Consider the following 15,367-nt stretch of genomic DNA (forward strand, 5'->3'; position numbering starts at 1 on the left):
TTCAGCGTTATATTTTCGCGATAAATACTCAAACTCCTGCTTTTATTTCTGGATTGTTGCCAATCTCTTTGTTTTTTTCTTTGCTTTTAGCTATTTCCCAATAATAATCCATCTTTTCGAGGCTCAAATCCCCCAGTCTTTCTCCGGCCTGATCCGCTAATTCTGCCATTGCCAGGAAACGCAGCTGAAATTTTCGGATCGTTTGACGCAGTGAATCTTCCGGGTCGCACTTTATGAATCGGGACAAATTAACAAGAGCAAAGAGTATATCTCCGAATTCCTCCTGGATTCCTTTTTGTTCCGCCATGGCCTCTTCCAATTCCTTTAATTCTTCATAGACCTTGGCTAAGGGGCCTTTAAGATCCGGCCAATCAAAGCCGAATTTGGCCACTTTCTTCTGGGTCTTCACCGCCAGCATTAAGGCAGGCAGACCTTTAGGAAAACTGAATAGTTCTTCTTCTTCTGCTTTTTCCCCCTTTTCCTCTTTTTTAATCTGGTCCCAATTGCTGAGCACCTCGGCAGAGTTCTGCACCCGGACATCGCCGAAGACATGGGGATGGCGGCGAATCATCTTGTCGATGATTCCCTTGAGAACATCCTGAAACTGGAATTCTCCCGCCTCCTGAGCCACTTGAGCGTGGAATACTACTTGTAATAATAAGTCTCCCAACTCTTCAGCCAAATTATACATATCCTGGGCCTCAATTGCCTCAAGAACCTCGTAGCTTTCCTCAATAAGGTAGGGTTTGAGAGAATCATGAGTCTGTTCCGCGTCCCAGGGGCATCCCCCCCGACCCCGCAAGGTAGTCATGACCTCCAAAAGCTTCGTCATGGAAATGCCCTCGCCACAGGGAGGAACAACTACCGTGGTTAAATGATCAAAGGTTTGATGATCCAACTGATACAAGGGACATTGCCAAACCTTCTGCATTTTTGTTCCCAAAGCCTGAACCACATAGAGTTCAACCTCATCCGGATAGATATCCATTAAATCCAGCTTCACCTCGGAAGCAATAAAACCATCATAAACCTGAGGTATAATCAGCCATTCCTTACCGGTAATCCCGCTCCCTTTAAGGGCATCGTAATTGCGCAGCAAAAAACCTTCCACAGGATCCATGGGTATCGCCGCGAAAAGGGGATCGAGAAAACTCACGGCCGGATGCACCTTAACCTGAAAGCGCTCCGACAGCTTGTCCACCAGAAGCACCACACTGCGTTCAGCCACCGTGGGATGACCGGGAACCCCATACACCACTTCAGGGTAGAGATCGCACTCCTTCTCCAAACGACTGACAATCTCCTCATAGATCCTCTCAAAGGAATTCTCCCGCTCATACAAATAGTCAAAGGATTCCGCTTGGAGTCCCTCAGCAAGCAAATCCTGAGCACAAGGGTGATTGACCGTCCGCAAAAAAACCCGCCCGGCCTCTTTAATCATCCGGTAATCCCCAAGGGTCATCGACTCCAGCCCTGCCGGTCCCAAGCCCACCACATGCAATATATTACTCATCAACATCCCTCCTAGGCTTCCTCTAGTGTATCACACCTTGGTCCCCGATAAAAATTCATTAAAAACGGAGATGATGCTCATAAAAAATTGAAGCGGCTGCCGCCGCTCCAATCTCATTTAAAGGATTTATTGTTCCATTTGTTTGGCTAGAAAACCAGCAGCCGTCTCCACTAATTTTAATTCCAAATCACCCATCTTCACATTCGGATCCTTAGACATAAGAATCACTGCCCCAATCGGATCCCCTTCGGCAATGATTGGAGCTGCCACTTGGCTCGTTAACTTAACATGTTCCTCATCTTCATCCGGCTTACCTTCACCGGCTTTAAGCTGCACGGTCTTCCGTTCAGCCATCGCCTGCTCAATGCTGGACCAGATAGGCTTATTTAAGTATTCTTTCTTGGAAGCCCCCGATACGGCGATAATCACATCCCGATCGGCAATACATGCGATATGACCGGTCGCCTCATAAAGAGAATCCGCATATTCCTTGGCGAAGTCACCCAATTCACCAATGGGAGAGTACTTCTTAAGGATCACTTCCCCTTCTCGATCCACGAAGATCTCCAAGGGATCTCCCTCTCGAATGCGAAGTGTCCGACGTATTTCCTTTGGAATAACAACACGACCAAGATCATCAATTCTTCTCACGATGCCTGTTGCTTTCATGTACGCTCTTCCCTCCTTATAGTCATTACGTGCCGCCTGGTTTGGGGCCGTTACAGACACAGCAAGACCACCTTAAAGCTTGAGTTAATCTGACAACTGTCCTGCCTGTGGAAAATTTTGCGTTGTCTTTAACTTCATAGATAGTATATATCTGGTGATTCTCTATTATTCATTTTTTTCCATGAAGTTACTAAACTGGATAAGGAAAGTTTAGAGATCGAAAAAGATATACTTAAAAAGAATCTCTTTCTAAGTATATCTTCATTGATTGCCAAGCATTCACCTTGGATAATCCTTGTTCTTTAATTGTTCGTTAAGCGGCTGGTTTATATTTTTCCGAGTACTCAATATTGGCCTCGGCCTTCTCCCGCAATTCGTCGAAAAAGCTCCCGAATTTTTGAGCCTTGGCATCAGCTAAAGCATCTTCCGTCACCTGGTCCTTGACTGCTTCATAATCTGCTTTAGTAGCCGCCTTATGATCTTCGACTAAGATAATATGATAACCAAATTCGGATTTAACCGGTGTTTTCGTATAGGTGCCTACCTCTTGGGCAAAAGCCGCCTCCTCAAACTCCGGAACCATTTTTCCCTTGCCAAAAGACCCTAAATAGCCGCCGGAGCTTTGGGAGCCTGTATCGGTGGACTTCTCCTTAGCCAACTCGGAGAAATCCGCTCCGCCGTCCAGTTGAGCGATAATGGCTTTCGCTTCATCCTCTGTCTCCACCAGGATGTGGCGGGCTTGAACTTCCTCTCCTTTACCGCCGTAGAGCTCTTGGTTATTCTCGAAGAAGGTCTTCTCCTGTTCCGGGGTTACCGTCACATCTTTGGTTATTTCAGCGGATAGAGCAAAGTAATTTTTCACTTCATCTTCCGTCATGGCCTGCTGTTTAAGCCATTCCTGATATTGACTTTCATCCCCAACCATTTGAATAATGTTCTTTTCCTGCTCCAGAATCGATGGATCATTGACATCCAGCTTCAGTCTTTGCGCTTCCTGTATGACAAGCCGGGAAGCAATCATCGCTTCAAGAACCTGGCTCTTCACTTGATTTAATGCCTCTTTGCCCTGATCGGTGCTGAAGTCCATTCCCATGCCTTCATAGGCCTTTTGTACATTGGAGACCCGAGCGGCAAAATCCTGCTCTGTGATGGTTTCGCCATTCACTTTGGCAGCCCACTGATCCCCGCCGGCAGAAGAACATCCAGCCAATGCCAAGGTCAAAACTAATGCCGCAATTATTCCTTTACGGAAACTCCTCATTATTACACACCCTTTCGCATCCGTTAAAAGCAATTATATCAGGATGCTGTTTTGGACGCAATACCATTAAATACCATTAACACTTTATGGATCGCTTCTAAAAGCTCCTCTTGGACAACGGAGCGCAAACGAACCTTGATCTCAAGATTGCCGTTGCCGGTGGTTCCAAAAGCAACCGGATAAGGGGATTGGGTCGCCATGGTCATCAGCATTTCCCCGGATATGCCGGGATCAGCTGCAAAGCGGAACACCATTTGCTGCTTGAGCTGCTGGATCTGTTCAATCTTCATCCCCGAGGCTATCCATTTAATTCGGACAATCTTCAAAAGGTTCTCCACTTCCCGGGGCGGAGTACCGAAGCGATCGATCAATTCATCGATCATCATACTGAGGTCCTCTTCATTATCAATGGCTACCATCCGCTGATAGAGAGCCGCTTTAAGCTGACGCTCCCCAATATAGATATCCGGCAGATAGGCATCCACCTGAACCTCGATACTGGTCTCGATCTTTTCCTCCACCTTCTCACCCTTGAGCTCCTGAACCGCTTCCTTAAGCATCTGGCTATAAAGCTCAAATCCCAAGGCAGCTAAATGACCGTGTTGTTGGGCGCCAATCAGATTCCCGGCCCCGCGAATCTCCAAATCCCGCATAGCAATTTTAAGACCGGAGCCAAACTCGGTAAATTCCCGTATAGCTGCCAGGCGTTTCTCAGCCACCTCGGTGAGAACCTTCTGGGGTTTATATAGAAAGTAAGAATAAGCCCGCCGGTTGGAACGCCCTACCCGGCCCCGCAGCTGATAAAGCTGCCCCAGACCAAGGCGATCCGCCTCATCAATAATCAGGGTGTTGACATTAGGCATATCCAAGCCTGTCTCAATGATGGTGGTGCAGACCAGGACATCGCTTTCATGCTCCAGAAAAGCCAGCATCTCCTGCTCCAATTCTTTTTCGCTCATCTGCCCGTGGGCAATGCCGTAGCGGGCCTCAGGGACCAGCTGGCTGAGGAAATGAACCACCTGCTCCATATCTTCCACACGGTTATGGACAAAGAAGACCTGGCCCCCCCGCTGGATCTCCCGGCGAATGGCTTCTCTCACCACATCCGGCCGGAATTCCGCCACATAGGTCTGGACGGGAAAACGATCCTCCGGCGGGGTCTCAATGATACTGAGGTCCCGCACCCCTACCAGAGACATATGCAAGGTACGGGGAATAGGTGTGGCCGACAGGGTGAGGACATCCACATTGGCTTTGAGGGTTTTCAGCTTCTCTTTATGGGCCACCCCAAACCGCTGCTCTTCATCAACGATTAAAAGTCCCAAATCCTTAAACTTAATCGAATCTGAGACCAGCTTATGGGTCCCCACCACAATATCAATGGATCCTTCCTTTAATCCCTGAAGAATCAGTTTCTGCTCCTTGGCGGAGCGAAAACGGCTCAGCATCTGGATGCTCACAGGATAGCCCATAAAACGCTCCTGAAAGGTGTTAAAATGCTGCTGAGCAAGAATGGTGGTGGGAACCAGGACCGCCACTTGTTTGCTGTCCATAACCGCCTTAAAGGCCGCCCGCAGGGCCACCTCGGTCTTGCCGTAGCCCACATCCCCGCAGAGCAGGCGATCCATGGGCCGCTGACGCATCATATCCTGTTTGACTTCGACGATGCATTGCATTTGATCCGGGGTCTCCTGGTAGGGGAATTTCTCCTCAAATTCCTGCTGCCAGACATTATCGGGTGAAAAGGCATAGCCCTTGGTCGCCTCCCGCTGGGCATAAAGTTTAACCAAATCAAAGGCCATTTCCTTAATGGCGCTTTTCGCCTTGGCCTTGACCTTTTTCCATTCGGAGCCCCCCAGCTTATAAAGCTTGGGCAGGGTCTCCGCATCACTTCCTAAATATTTCTGCAAAAAGTTAAGCTGATCCAGGGGCACATAGAGCTTATCCTGGCCGGCATATTTGACCGAAAAATAATCCTTTTCCACTCCCCCTACGGCAATCCGCTCAATGCCAATAAACTGACCGATGCCATGATGAACGTGGACCACAAAGTCCCCTGGCTTAAGATCGGCAAATTGCAGCCTCTGCCCTGTTTTCTCAGGGGCCTTTTTGCGCTTGACGGCCGCCTTGCGCTCCCGTTTATAAATCTCCGCCTCACTCAGGACAATCAGTTTGCTTAAAGGAAGCTCAAACCCCTGGTCAAGGGAGGATGAATAGACATAGACGCCGCCCTCCTGAACCGGCTCACGGAGCTCATGCTTCTTGGCCAGAGCTCCCCGGTCCCTTAAGCCTTGCAGCATCCGTTCTGCGTGCTCTTCATCGCCAACGAAGAGATTTACAATATGGCCGGATTTTTGCCAATGCTCAATCTCATCCACCAAAATCCCGGTTTTCCCCATAAAACCTGTCAAAGGCCGGGCATTTAAATTGAAAATCCGTTTCGGAGCCACCCCGGGAATTTCTCTGGGTAAGGTGGAGATCAAAACAAAGGGATGCTTTTCCCCATATCTCAGGAATTGTTCATAGCTTACAAATTGATCCTCAGGGCTATAAAATTCCTCACCTTTGGCCAAAGCCTGGGTATATTCCTCAAGCCTTTCCTTCTGCTGGAATTCCAGCTGTTCTTTCAGCCGCAGGGGCTCATCCAAAATGACATAATGATCCTGGGAAAGCAAAGAGAAAAAAGGCTCCAGGGGCTCCTCAAGGAGGCTCAGATAGGGATAGATGCTCTCATCCACCCGGCCTGTTTTCAACCGTTCTTCAATCCTCTGGGCTTGTTTCATAACCTGCTCGGCCACATCCGAACGACCGCTGCGGTTTAAGCGCCCGGCTTGCTTCCTAGCCTGAGCCCGAACCTCCCAGCCCAGCTTCTCCAATTCCTCAGGGCGAATCACGACCTCCAAGGCCGGAGGAATTTTAACGCTGTTCAGGGTCTCAGTGGATTTTTGGGTCTCCAGATCAAAGACCCGGATGGAGTCCACTTCATCATCAAAAAACTCGATCCGCAACGGCTCTCCGTCCAGTGGAGCAATATCCATGATCCCGCCCCGAATCGCAAACTGGCCTTTCCCATCCACCACGTCCAGCCGCTCGTAACCTGCCGTGATCAGCTTCTGAGCAAGATCTTTCAGATCATAGGATGCCCCTTCCTTTAATTCCAGGATGTACTCCTGCCAGCGGCGGCGGGAAAAGCTGCGCTGATTCACAGCCAGGGCCGGCACGACCACCGTGCATTGGTTATCCTGTGCCAAACGGTTGAGAACCCGGATTCTCTCGATGGTGGTTTCCCGGCTTTTACCCAGGACCTCAAAGGGCAGCCATTCCGAAGAGGGAAAATAGAGCACATCTTCCCCGGGAAGCCAGGAACGCAAATCATTGACCCATTTTTGCGCAAGCTCCTCCGAATAAGTAATAATCAGCCCCGGCTTACCCTTTTGAATCAGCTGGGCAGCAAAGGCAGGCTTCTGACTTCCTGTTAAATTATAGATCATTTGCGGCCATTCCTTATAGGATATGGCCTTGTCCACTGCCTCAATATCGAAGCCTAAACGCAAATAATGGCTGAGGGTTTTCAAAAAATCCTTCCTTTCAGGCAACACAAAACCATGGACATCCGCCAAGAGGACCCCCATTGTCGCCTAAGTTTTAAGCATCATTCCATAGGTTATCCAACCACAGGTTATTAAAACAGAAAAAGTGCAAGAATGAACAAGAGGAGGAACAGGCAGATTTCACCCCACGCAGAGCCGTAAGGCTTGTGTACTGCCTAATTTAAACGACGGTACTCCCCGACTTCCAATTCATTCATACAGTCCGGGCAAAGGGCATACGCCACATTCCCAATGATATTTATTATAGAGTCGGGACGCTCAGAGGTCAAGTCATCCAACTCCATCTCTCCTAAGACTTGATCACAAACCTGGCACACCCTCATTACCAGCATGAAAAAGCACCTCCCAGGATAGGTTTGCCTGAGAGGTGCCGGCTTATTCATGGCTGCTGGGAAATCACTTTATAAACCGAGGCCAATCGGGATACCGGAAACATAAAAGAGATAACGGCCGGCGATTTCCCCCACAACGATAACAGCCATGGCTAAATATAAGAAACTCGTTTGCTTAGCCAGTTTGCCCGTCCGGGAAAGAGACAGCAGCTTGTAAACACAGGGTAAAGGTTAATAACGGCAATTCCTGCATGCTACTCTACTCCTCCTTCCTACTCAATTGCTTTTTTATGAGGGCTGATGACGATACATGGTTTGGTGATCTGGGCTGAAGGCAACCCTTTGACTTCGTCCACATTGCCGTATTTGGCGCGCAATTCATCGATTGGCCCAAACTCAATGACCCGCATGATGCAGGCATCCACACAGGCGGGATTCTTGCCTTGTTCCAATAGATCGATACAGAAATTGCATTTGGAAACGGTTTTCCCTGCCAATTTAGGAGCGCCGTAGGGGCAGGACCAGGTGCAGTAGCCACAGCCCAGGCATTTATTTTGGTCCACCAGAACGATTCCGTCTTCTTCCCGTTTATACATGGCTCCAGCCGGGCAGTTTTGCACACATTTAGGTTCCTGGCAGTGGTTGCAGCTCATAGACAGCCAGTAGGCGAAGACATTGCTGCGATACACCCCGCCTTCCAGGATGGTATCGCCCCCTTGGAATTCGTGGACTTTGCGCCAGCATTGTCCCACTTCCAAATCATTTTTATCTTTACAAGCAATCTGACAGGTAAAGCATCCTATACAATTGGATTGATCCATATAAAATCCATACTGTTTTGCCATCCTTCGTCACCTCCTACGCTTTTTCAATTTGAACTAAGTTCGTATGCTGGGGATTGCCTTTGGAAAGGGGATTAGGCGTCCATTTCGTCAGAGTATTGATACATCCTCTTACATCAACACCGCTTTGGTCAGGAGTGTACCATGCTCCCTGAGGAAGTGAGCAAACTCCGGGAATCAGACGGGGAGTCACTTTTACTTTAACCTTCACAGTACCCCGGTCATTGTAAACTTTAATCAGATCATGGTCTTTGATCCCCCGAGCCGCAGCGTCCTGGGGATTCAGCCACAGCATTTGAGCTTCCGCTTCTTCCAGCCAGGGCATATTATCGAAAGTGGAGTGTACGCGGCGTTTGGTATGGTGACCAATGCATTGCAGGGGATACTTTTCCTTCAGGGGATCTTCCGGACCTTCTTCCGCAGGCATATATTTAGGAATGGCCGGAATCTGCGGGTTTTGGATGTCATAGAGATCCTTGGAGAAAATCTCAAATTTCCCGGAAGGAGTGGTCAGAGGATTGGCCTCCGGATCTTTAATGAACTTTTCGTAGGCTACTACTTTCGTTGCTTTGGTCTTATAAATTCCTTTTTCCCTGAATTCTTCATAGGAGGGGAAGTCAGGATGGCTGGCTTGGGATACCCCGACAAATTCCCGCAGATAATCTTCTTCCGACTTGCCGTCGTCGAACTGAGCCAATACACCCAGTCTTTCCGCCAAAGCGCGGCCCACTTCATTGATGGTCTTGCACTCAAACATGGGTTCGACCAGTTTTTGCCCGTAATAAGCCACCCCATGGCCCATGGAACGGGTGATCATGTCATTGACTTCAAACTGGGTAACACCCGGCAGGACAATATCGCAATACCGCATACTGGGAGTCATAAAATTATCCATACCCAGGATAAACTCGCATTTGCTGTCATCTTTAAGCAGCGCAGCGGTCCGTCCAGAATCGGAATGCTGATTGATCAGGGTATTGCCGCCGTAATTGATGATCATTTTGATGGTCGATTTTGTTTTGTCCGCACCTTCAATGCGGTCCTGCTCTTTAGTCAAAATTCTTTCAATGGCGTCGGTCCACATGAAGATGGAGATCTTTGTCTTGATCGGATTCGTTCCAATGGGATAGTTGCCCGTTTTTACGGAAGGGCCGCCTTCATACAAGCCAGGATTGCTGCCCAAAATTCCCACATTGCCGGTCATGAATGACAGTACAGGAACCGCCAAAGACTGAAATTCTCCGTTGCCATGGCGCTGAATTCCCCGTCCTTGCAGGATAAAACCGGGCTTGGTCCCGGCAATGTCCCGGGCAAGCTGTTTGATGGTTTCCACGGGAATCCCGGTGATCTCTGAAGCCCATTCGGGTGTCTTCGGCTTGCCATCACTTTCACCAAGGATGTAGCTCTTGTAGGAGTTACCGGCGGGAATCCCTTCCGGCATGTGTTCTTCGTCAAAGCCAAGGCAATATTTGTCCAGGAAGGCTTGATCATGCAGGCCTTCGCTGATCATAACATAAGCCATACCGGCAACCAGGGCACTGTCCGTAGTGGGCCGGATGGGAATCCACTGATCGGCAAAGGTGCTCACTGTGTCACTATGACGGGGGTCAATAACGATAATGCGTGCTCCGTTTTGTTTGGCTAATTTCAGGTAATAAGTGGAGTTAAAGCCGCCTACCCGGGTACAGGCAGGATTATCCCCGAACATAACAATCAGTTTGGCATCAGGGAAAGTGGTGGGGGAACTGCCGCTATAAGGATCGCCGAACATATAGGGAACTGCATACATATAGTTGGCCTGGCTGTAGTTGCCATAGCTTTGCAGATAGCCCCCCATGATATTAAGAAGCCGGCGCAGAGAGTTATTGGAGTTGGTTTGATTCAGTAAGCCGTAAGCTCCACAGGCATAGTTAAAATAGACAGATTCATTGCCATACTGATCGACAATCCTGCGCAGCTCCTTGGCGGTGGTGTCAAAGGCTTCTTCCCAGCTGATGCGGGCCCATTCGCCGCTGCCCCGCTCTCCTACCCTTTTCATGGGGTATTTAAGCCGGTCGGGATGATAAAGCCGCTGCCGCTGGGTTCTGCCTTTTAAACAGGCCCGGGCCTGCAAATCCTCCGGGGTATCAGGTCCCACATTATCCGTGCCAAACCTCACGACCACCCCATCCTTGACATAGGCTTTAAGCTGGCAACGACCGCCGCAGTTATGCCAGCAGATCGAAGGTTTCTCCTCGGCACCGGCAAGGCGCTGTCCGGCTTGCACTACTGCGGGCTCACCACTGGCCTGAGTCTGTGTGCTGCAGCCCACGAGAGAGGGGGCTATCGCTGCAGTAGCTGTTGCGGCTGCGCTCCATTTCACAAAGGCACGCCGACTGATTTTGGGTTTATTCTGCAACTCTGGTTGTTTTGACATTCCTTTCCCTCCTTGTTCTATAGTAGAATTAAAGATAAGACCTTTCTTTAATCAAGTTATCACATTCACGTTTGTTCAGGCTTCCAAAATCCCGTGAGATTTTTTGTATCACTATACTATGAGGCACAAGTTATAGTTATAATAATTGAGAACAGTAAAGACCCCGCTGGGAGCAATAATTGACCATACAGATACCGAGGAGGTTGGTAAATGGACACTACTGAGCAAAAGGATCTGCTGGAGATCCGCCAATTTATGTACTCCTTTTTAAGCGCAGTCTTTCTCTATCCACCCCAGGCAGAACAAGTCACCATGATTTTACAGCGCCAGCTATTTAAGGAGTTTCCCCTGGATATCGCCGATGAGCAGTATCAAGAGGCCTTAGCTAACTTAGTTCGTTGGACGAATGAAAACTGTGCCTCCGATCTCGTGAATGTGACCTCAAGCCTGAATAAGGATTATACTGCCTTGTTTATTGGTCCCGGCCATCTTGCGGCCCCACCCTGGGAATCCGTGTACCGCACAGAAGAAAGGCTTACCTTTGGCGAACCTACTTTGGAAGTCAGAGAGTGGTATCAACGCTGCGGTCTGGAGTTCGTTCACAAGAACTCTGAGCCGGATGATCATTTCGGCCTGGAGCTGGAGTTTATGAGCAAGCTTATCGCCAGTGAGCTTGAGGCTTGGGAGGAAGACGATGTCATTAAGGCTGAAGGATTAGCCCGTGAGCAGCTGGCTTTTCTTGACGAACATTTGCTGCGCTGGGCAAAAGAGTTTACTCAGGATGTTCAAGCCAGCGCTCAGACTCTTTATTACCAAGGATTGGCCCAATTAGCTTATAGCTATCTGATTTGGGATAGCAAACAATTAAGAGACGGTAAGAACACTTAATTTTCGTCAGGAAAAGAACCCCCCTAAAAAAGCGCCCTTATCTCACCATACACGGGAGATAAGGGCGCTTTTCTTCACTTCAGACCATTTCAGACACAAAAGGCTCCATAGAGGGGAACCGACCATAGGTTATCCGTCTTGCCAAAATTCTTCTCTGAAAAGCGAATGCAGTAGGCAAGCAATAAAGGAATGTAGTAATTGTTGATATTAACTTATATTATTGGCTATAATAATATCAAATATTAAATCTAACGGAGGTTATTATGGCTTATATCAAGCGAACTATCGAAACTACGATCGAAAACGCAGCAAAGATGTTCTCTACCGTCTTAATCACAGGGGCCAGACAGGTAGGTAAAACAACTGTGCTAAAACATATAACCGGAGATATCTCCTATCTGACACTGGATGACCCTATTCTGCTTCTAAATGCTCTTGAAGAAGCAGGGAGCTTTTTCAAATCAACACCGCCACCTGTGATCATCGATGAAATACAATACGCACCCAATTTATTTCCTTATATTAAAATGATTGCAGATGAAAACGGTAAAAAAGGACAATTTTATTTGACCGGTTCACAGCAATTCAAGATGATGAAAAATGTTAGCGAAAGCCTTGCCGGGAGAATAGGGATTATTAATTTATTAGGTTTATCACTTCGCGAAATTAAAGGGGATGCTGATTTTAATAAAGCTTTTATACCTACTGAAAGCTATCTTGAGACGAGAAGACTTTCTGCTAAAGAATTAAACTATAAAGAAATCTGGAAAATTATCTATAAGGGCTCCATGCCGGCTATGTATGCGGATGAACTTGATTGGCAGCTGTTTTATGGTTCTTACACCAAGACATACCTTGAGCGTGATGTCAGAGAGCTTACCCAGGTTGGTGATGAATTAAAATTTATTAAATTCATGACAGCTATGGCAAGTAGAACTTCGCAAATGCTTAATTTAACTTCTATTGCTAATGAGGTAGGCATCAGTGTACCCACAGCGGATCGATGGCTTTCTATTTTAGTTTCTTCCAACATCGTGTATTTGCTTAAACCCTATTATAATAACATCATGAAAAGAGCTGTTAAAACTCCTAAACTGTATTTTCTGGATACAGGGCTTGCGGCCTATCTTACCAAATGGAATTCACCCGATGTCATCGAAGCCGGGGCCATGTCCGGCGCATTTTTTGAAACTTTTGTTCTAGCAGAAATACTTAAGGGTTACTACAATGCCGGAATATTAGAACCAGCACTATGCTATTACAGGGATAAGGATGCTAAAGAAATCGACATTATTTTAGAGGAAAATGGCACTTTATATCCTATCGAAATTAAGAAGACCGCTAATCCAAGTAAAGAACATATTGCAAACTTTTCAGTGTTGGACCGGCTCAAAGATATGAAGATTGGCACCGGCTGCGTTGTTTGCATGTATGACAAAGTCATTCATATCAATGATAACAATGTAAGTATTCCTGTAACCTGGTTGTAAATGACAGCTTCGCTTAATCAAGAGCCTCGCCGAGTATTCAAAAACAGTCGGCGAGGCCCTTTTTTTACAGGCTATTCGGTTAATCTCTGCAGCTCACTTTAAAGGAACAACCCCTGTGAATAAAAGGGACTAGTACCATTCTTCATCAAAATAATGAGCAATGAATTCATCTGGCGCAATTGTCTTTACCGGTACTCTCATGCTTCTTTAACCTTTCCTCCCGAGCTAGTTCTAAAGAAGCCTCTTTAGGAAGAATACCGAATAAGGACTTGGCAACTTCGATCTTATTATCCTCCACCTTAGATAGCTTGGCAACCGCTTTTCCATTCCTCATAATGATGATTTCTTCCTCAGAAGCCAGGGTTAGATATTTCCCCATATTCTCTTTTAATTCAGTCGCGGTAATAAACATAGATATCACCCTTCGCAATAACCCATCATTTTCTTCACGATACTATTATAGCAAATTCGTACGAAATTACCAACTCAGCTTCGTCCAGTCTTGTTTTGGAATAAAACCCCGGGCTTTGATGGCGGCGGCTGCTTCGTCCGATTGCAGCCATTTCAGGATACCTCTGGCACTATGCTCTGCAGGCAAATCCTTTCTCACCACCGCATAATACCCATCAGCCAAAGAATAAGAACCTTTGGCAATGTTCTCTTCCGTAGGCTCTACTCCTTCAAAGGAAAGAATTTTAAGGCGGGAGCCGATTTCCGTCACCTCATTCATATTCTGGAGATAGGTATACAAGGTATAGCCTAAAGCATAGCTGTCGGTGGGCTTGCCATCCAGTCCCCCATGATGATAAAAAGCCACCAGTTCCAGCATCCCTTCCATGGTCAGCTCCACATAGTTTTTTTGGATGCCCGGGTGCATGGGCTGATCATGCAGCACTAAGTTATCCAGCTGGGACTGACTGCCGCTGTCGGCATTCCGGCAAATGGGGATCAGCTCCTTATCCGGGCCTCCCAGCTCGGACCAGCTTCTGATGCCATAGTCAAGATAAATGGTTCGCACCTGGTCCCCTGTAATGTTATCCGCAGGGTTTTCCGCCGGTGTGATAAAGATAAGGGCTTCCGCAGCCACAGGGTGGAATTCCAGCTCCACTCCGGATTCTTGAGCTAAAGCAAGAACCGCCGCGGAGGGGTAAGGCACAAGAATCAGATCCACTTCTCCGGCGATTAAGCGTTTATAGGAAGGTACTGTTTTGGAGACCTCCATGGGCAGATTTTCATTATCCAGGTAACGATACATGGCCTGATTAATGGCCATGGCGATTCCTTGGGTGGACGTTGAGCCATCGATGCGGGGATAATTCTCATGGGTGATGCCATAGTGAGCAGCCGTTTCACTCATGGTGTTATAGACATTGTCCGGTTTCACTTCCTGTGTCGGTGCGGGCGGAGCGGATACGGCTTTTTCCTGATGGGTGCAGCCGCTCAGGAGCATAGCCGTTATAACGATAAGGATCAAAAACCGTCTTTTCATACGAACCTCCACTTTCTCACTCCGGCAGGCATCGGCAAAGCTTCGCCCCCGAAGTCTTGCCCGGTGATCATACATACCAAATAATTAGGCGCGGAACTCAACTTTTCCAGTTGAATTCTTCAGCAATGACCTGTTTTCCTCCTCTTTGGGAAGATTCCTAAGTAAAAGCTCGTGTCAAAGAACTGCAAGTTCCCTGACACGAGCTTTTACTTTTAAAATAGAAAGCAAACCTAAATCCCCTCGAACACCGGTTTTAAATCAATCAGCAAATCGGGAAAAATAGCCGCTTTGATCTTATCATTCTCTGCATAGATTTCCGGGCGGCCGTACTTTTGTTCACGCAGTACAAAGACGCTAACAAACCTTCCCTCCGGTTCAACGATCCAATATTCTCTAACCCCTGCTTTTTCATACTTATTAAACTTGACAAGCTTATCCATCTCAGTGGATGTAGGCGATATAATTTCAACGATTAAATCCGGAACACCACAACAGCCCTTTTCATCTATTTTAGATTTGTCGCAGACTACTGTAATGTCTGGTTCCACGACCTTTATGATCTCTTCATCGTTTTTCTCATCATTCTCTATTAATCTTACACAGAACGGTGCCGGATAGACTTTGCCGGCTTTCCCTGCAAGATACTGATGAAACTGAACCAATAGACCAGTTAATATCTCTTGATGAACAGAAGATGGTGCCGCCTGCATATATGCTACACCATCAATGATTTCCCAGCGCTCATGTTGAGGCCAGGAAAGATAATCAGCGTAGGTAAAGTTTCCTCTCTCTTGTGGCAGTGGCATTTAATCAGTCCTCTCCTTATTATAATCGCCTACCCATATTATACCAAGTT

Annotated in this window: 12 protein-coding genes; 2 read left to right on the forward strand and 10 right to left on the reverse strand. The window is 47.5% G+C overall.

Annotated features, from left to right (window positions below; genetic code table 11):
* Positions 1-28 precede the first annotated feature (28 nt).
* From mazG to DESLBE_RS16035, 7 genes are all read right to left on the reverse strand, one after another.
* Positions 29-1,513, reverse strand: coding sequence for a nucleoside triphosphate pyrophosphohydrolase (gene mazG, locus DESLBE_RS16005; protein ID WP_144677525.1), 1,485 nt, complete (start codon positions 1,511-1,513; stop codon positions 29-31).
* Positions 1,514-1,639: 126 nt separating this feature from the next.
* Entirely contained in the window at positions 1,640-2,182 is a 543-nt protein-coding gene (gene spoVT / locus DESLBE_RS16010) for a stage V sporulation protein T (RefSeq protein WP_011458938.1), read from the reverse strand.
* Between the two features lie 313 nt (positions 2,183-2,495).
* Complete coding sequence (locus DESLBE_RS16015; protein ID WP_144677526.1) at positions 2,496-3,443, reverse strand: peptidylprolyl isomerase; 948 nt, start codon at positions 3,441-3,443, stop codon at positions 2,496-2,498.
* A 38-nt stretch (positions 3,444-3,481) separates the two neighbouring features.
* Positions 3,482-7,075 (reverse strand): transcription-repair coupling factor, encoded by a 3,594-nt coding sequence (gene mfd / locus DESLBE_RS16020; RefSeq protein WP_026198763.1) that lies wholly within the window; start codon positions 7,073-7,075, stop codon positions 3,482-3,484.
* 134 nt (positions 7,076-7,209) lie between these two features.
* Complete coding sequence (locus DESLBE_RS26605) at positions 7,210-7,386, reverse strand: hypothetical protein (RefSeq protein WP_015942590.1); 177 nt, start codon at positions 7,384-7,386, stop codon at positions 7,210-7,212.
* Positions 7,387-7,658: 272 nt separating this feature from the next.
* Positions 7,659-8,231 (reverse strand): DMSO/selenate family reductase complex B subunit, encoded by a 573-nt coding sequence (locus tag DESLBE_RS16030; protein WP_005814880.1) that lies wholly within the window; start codon positions 8,229-8,231, stop codon positions 7,659-7,661.
* 13 nt (positions 8,232-8,244) lie between these two features.
* The gene (locus DESLBE_RS16035; RefSeq protein WP_144677528.1) at positions 8,245-10,644 is read right to left on the reverse strand and encodes a dimethyl sulfoxide reductase subunit A; all 2,400 of its coding nucleotides are present in this window, start codon (positions 10,642-10,644) and stop codon (positions 8,245-8,247) included.
* A gap of 210 nt (positions 10,645-10,854) precedes the next feature.
* Between DESLBE_RS16035 and DESLBE_RS16040 the strand changes: the two genes are divergently transcribed.
* Together DESLBE_RS16040 and DESLBE_RS16045 are read left to right on the forward strand one after the other, a co-directional pair.
* Positions 10,855-11,532, forward strand: a complete 678-nt coding sequence (locus DESLBE_RS16040) for a molecular chaperone TorD family protein (RefSeq protein ID WP_144677529.1) — start codon at positions 10,855-10,857, stop codon at positions 11,530-11,532.
* Between the two features lie 263 nt (positions 11,533-11,795).
* Complete coding sequence (locus tag DESLBE_RS16045; RefSeq protein WP_144677531.1) at positions 11,796-13,022, forward strand: ATP-binding protein; 1,227 nt, start codon at positions 11,796-11,798, stop codon at positions 13,020-13,022.
* A 166-nt stretch (positions 13,023-13,188) separates the two neighbouring features.
* Here the strand turns inward: DESLBE_RS16045 and DESLBE_RS16050 are convergent, their stop codons facing one another.
* The 3 genes from DESLBE_RS16050 to DESLBE_RS16060 form a co-directional block, all read right to left on the reverse strand.
* Positions 13,189-13,434, reverse strand: coding sequence for a type II toxin-antitoxin system Phd/YefM family antitoxin (locus DESLBE_RS16050; RefSeq protein ID WP_018211845.1), 246 nt, complete (start codon positions 13,432-13,434; stop codon positions 13,189-13,191).
* Positions 13,435-13,500: 66 nt separating this feature from the next.
* On the reverse strand, positions 13,501-14,511 hold the full coding sequence (locus DESLBE_RS16055; protein WP_144677533.1) for a substrate-binding domain-containing protein: 1,011 nt from the start codon (positions 14,509-14,511) through the stop codon (positions 13,501-13,503).
* Between the two features lie 230 nt (positions 14,512-14,741).
* Positions 14,742-15,317, reverse strand: coding sequence for a Uma2 family endonuclease (locus DESLBE_RS16060; protein ID WP_144677535.1), 576 nt, complete (start codon positions 15,315-15,317; stop codon positions 14,742-14,744).
* Between the last annotated feature and the right edge of the window lie 50 nt (positions 15,318-15,367).

Origin of the sequence: Desulfitobacterium sp. LBE (assembly GCF_007830365.1) — a bacterium.
Lineage (GTDB): Bacteria > Bacillota > Desulfitobacteriia > Desulfitobacteriales > Desulfitobacteriaceae > Desulfitobacterium > Desulfitobacterium hafniense.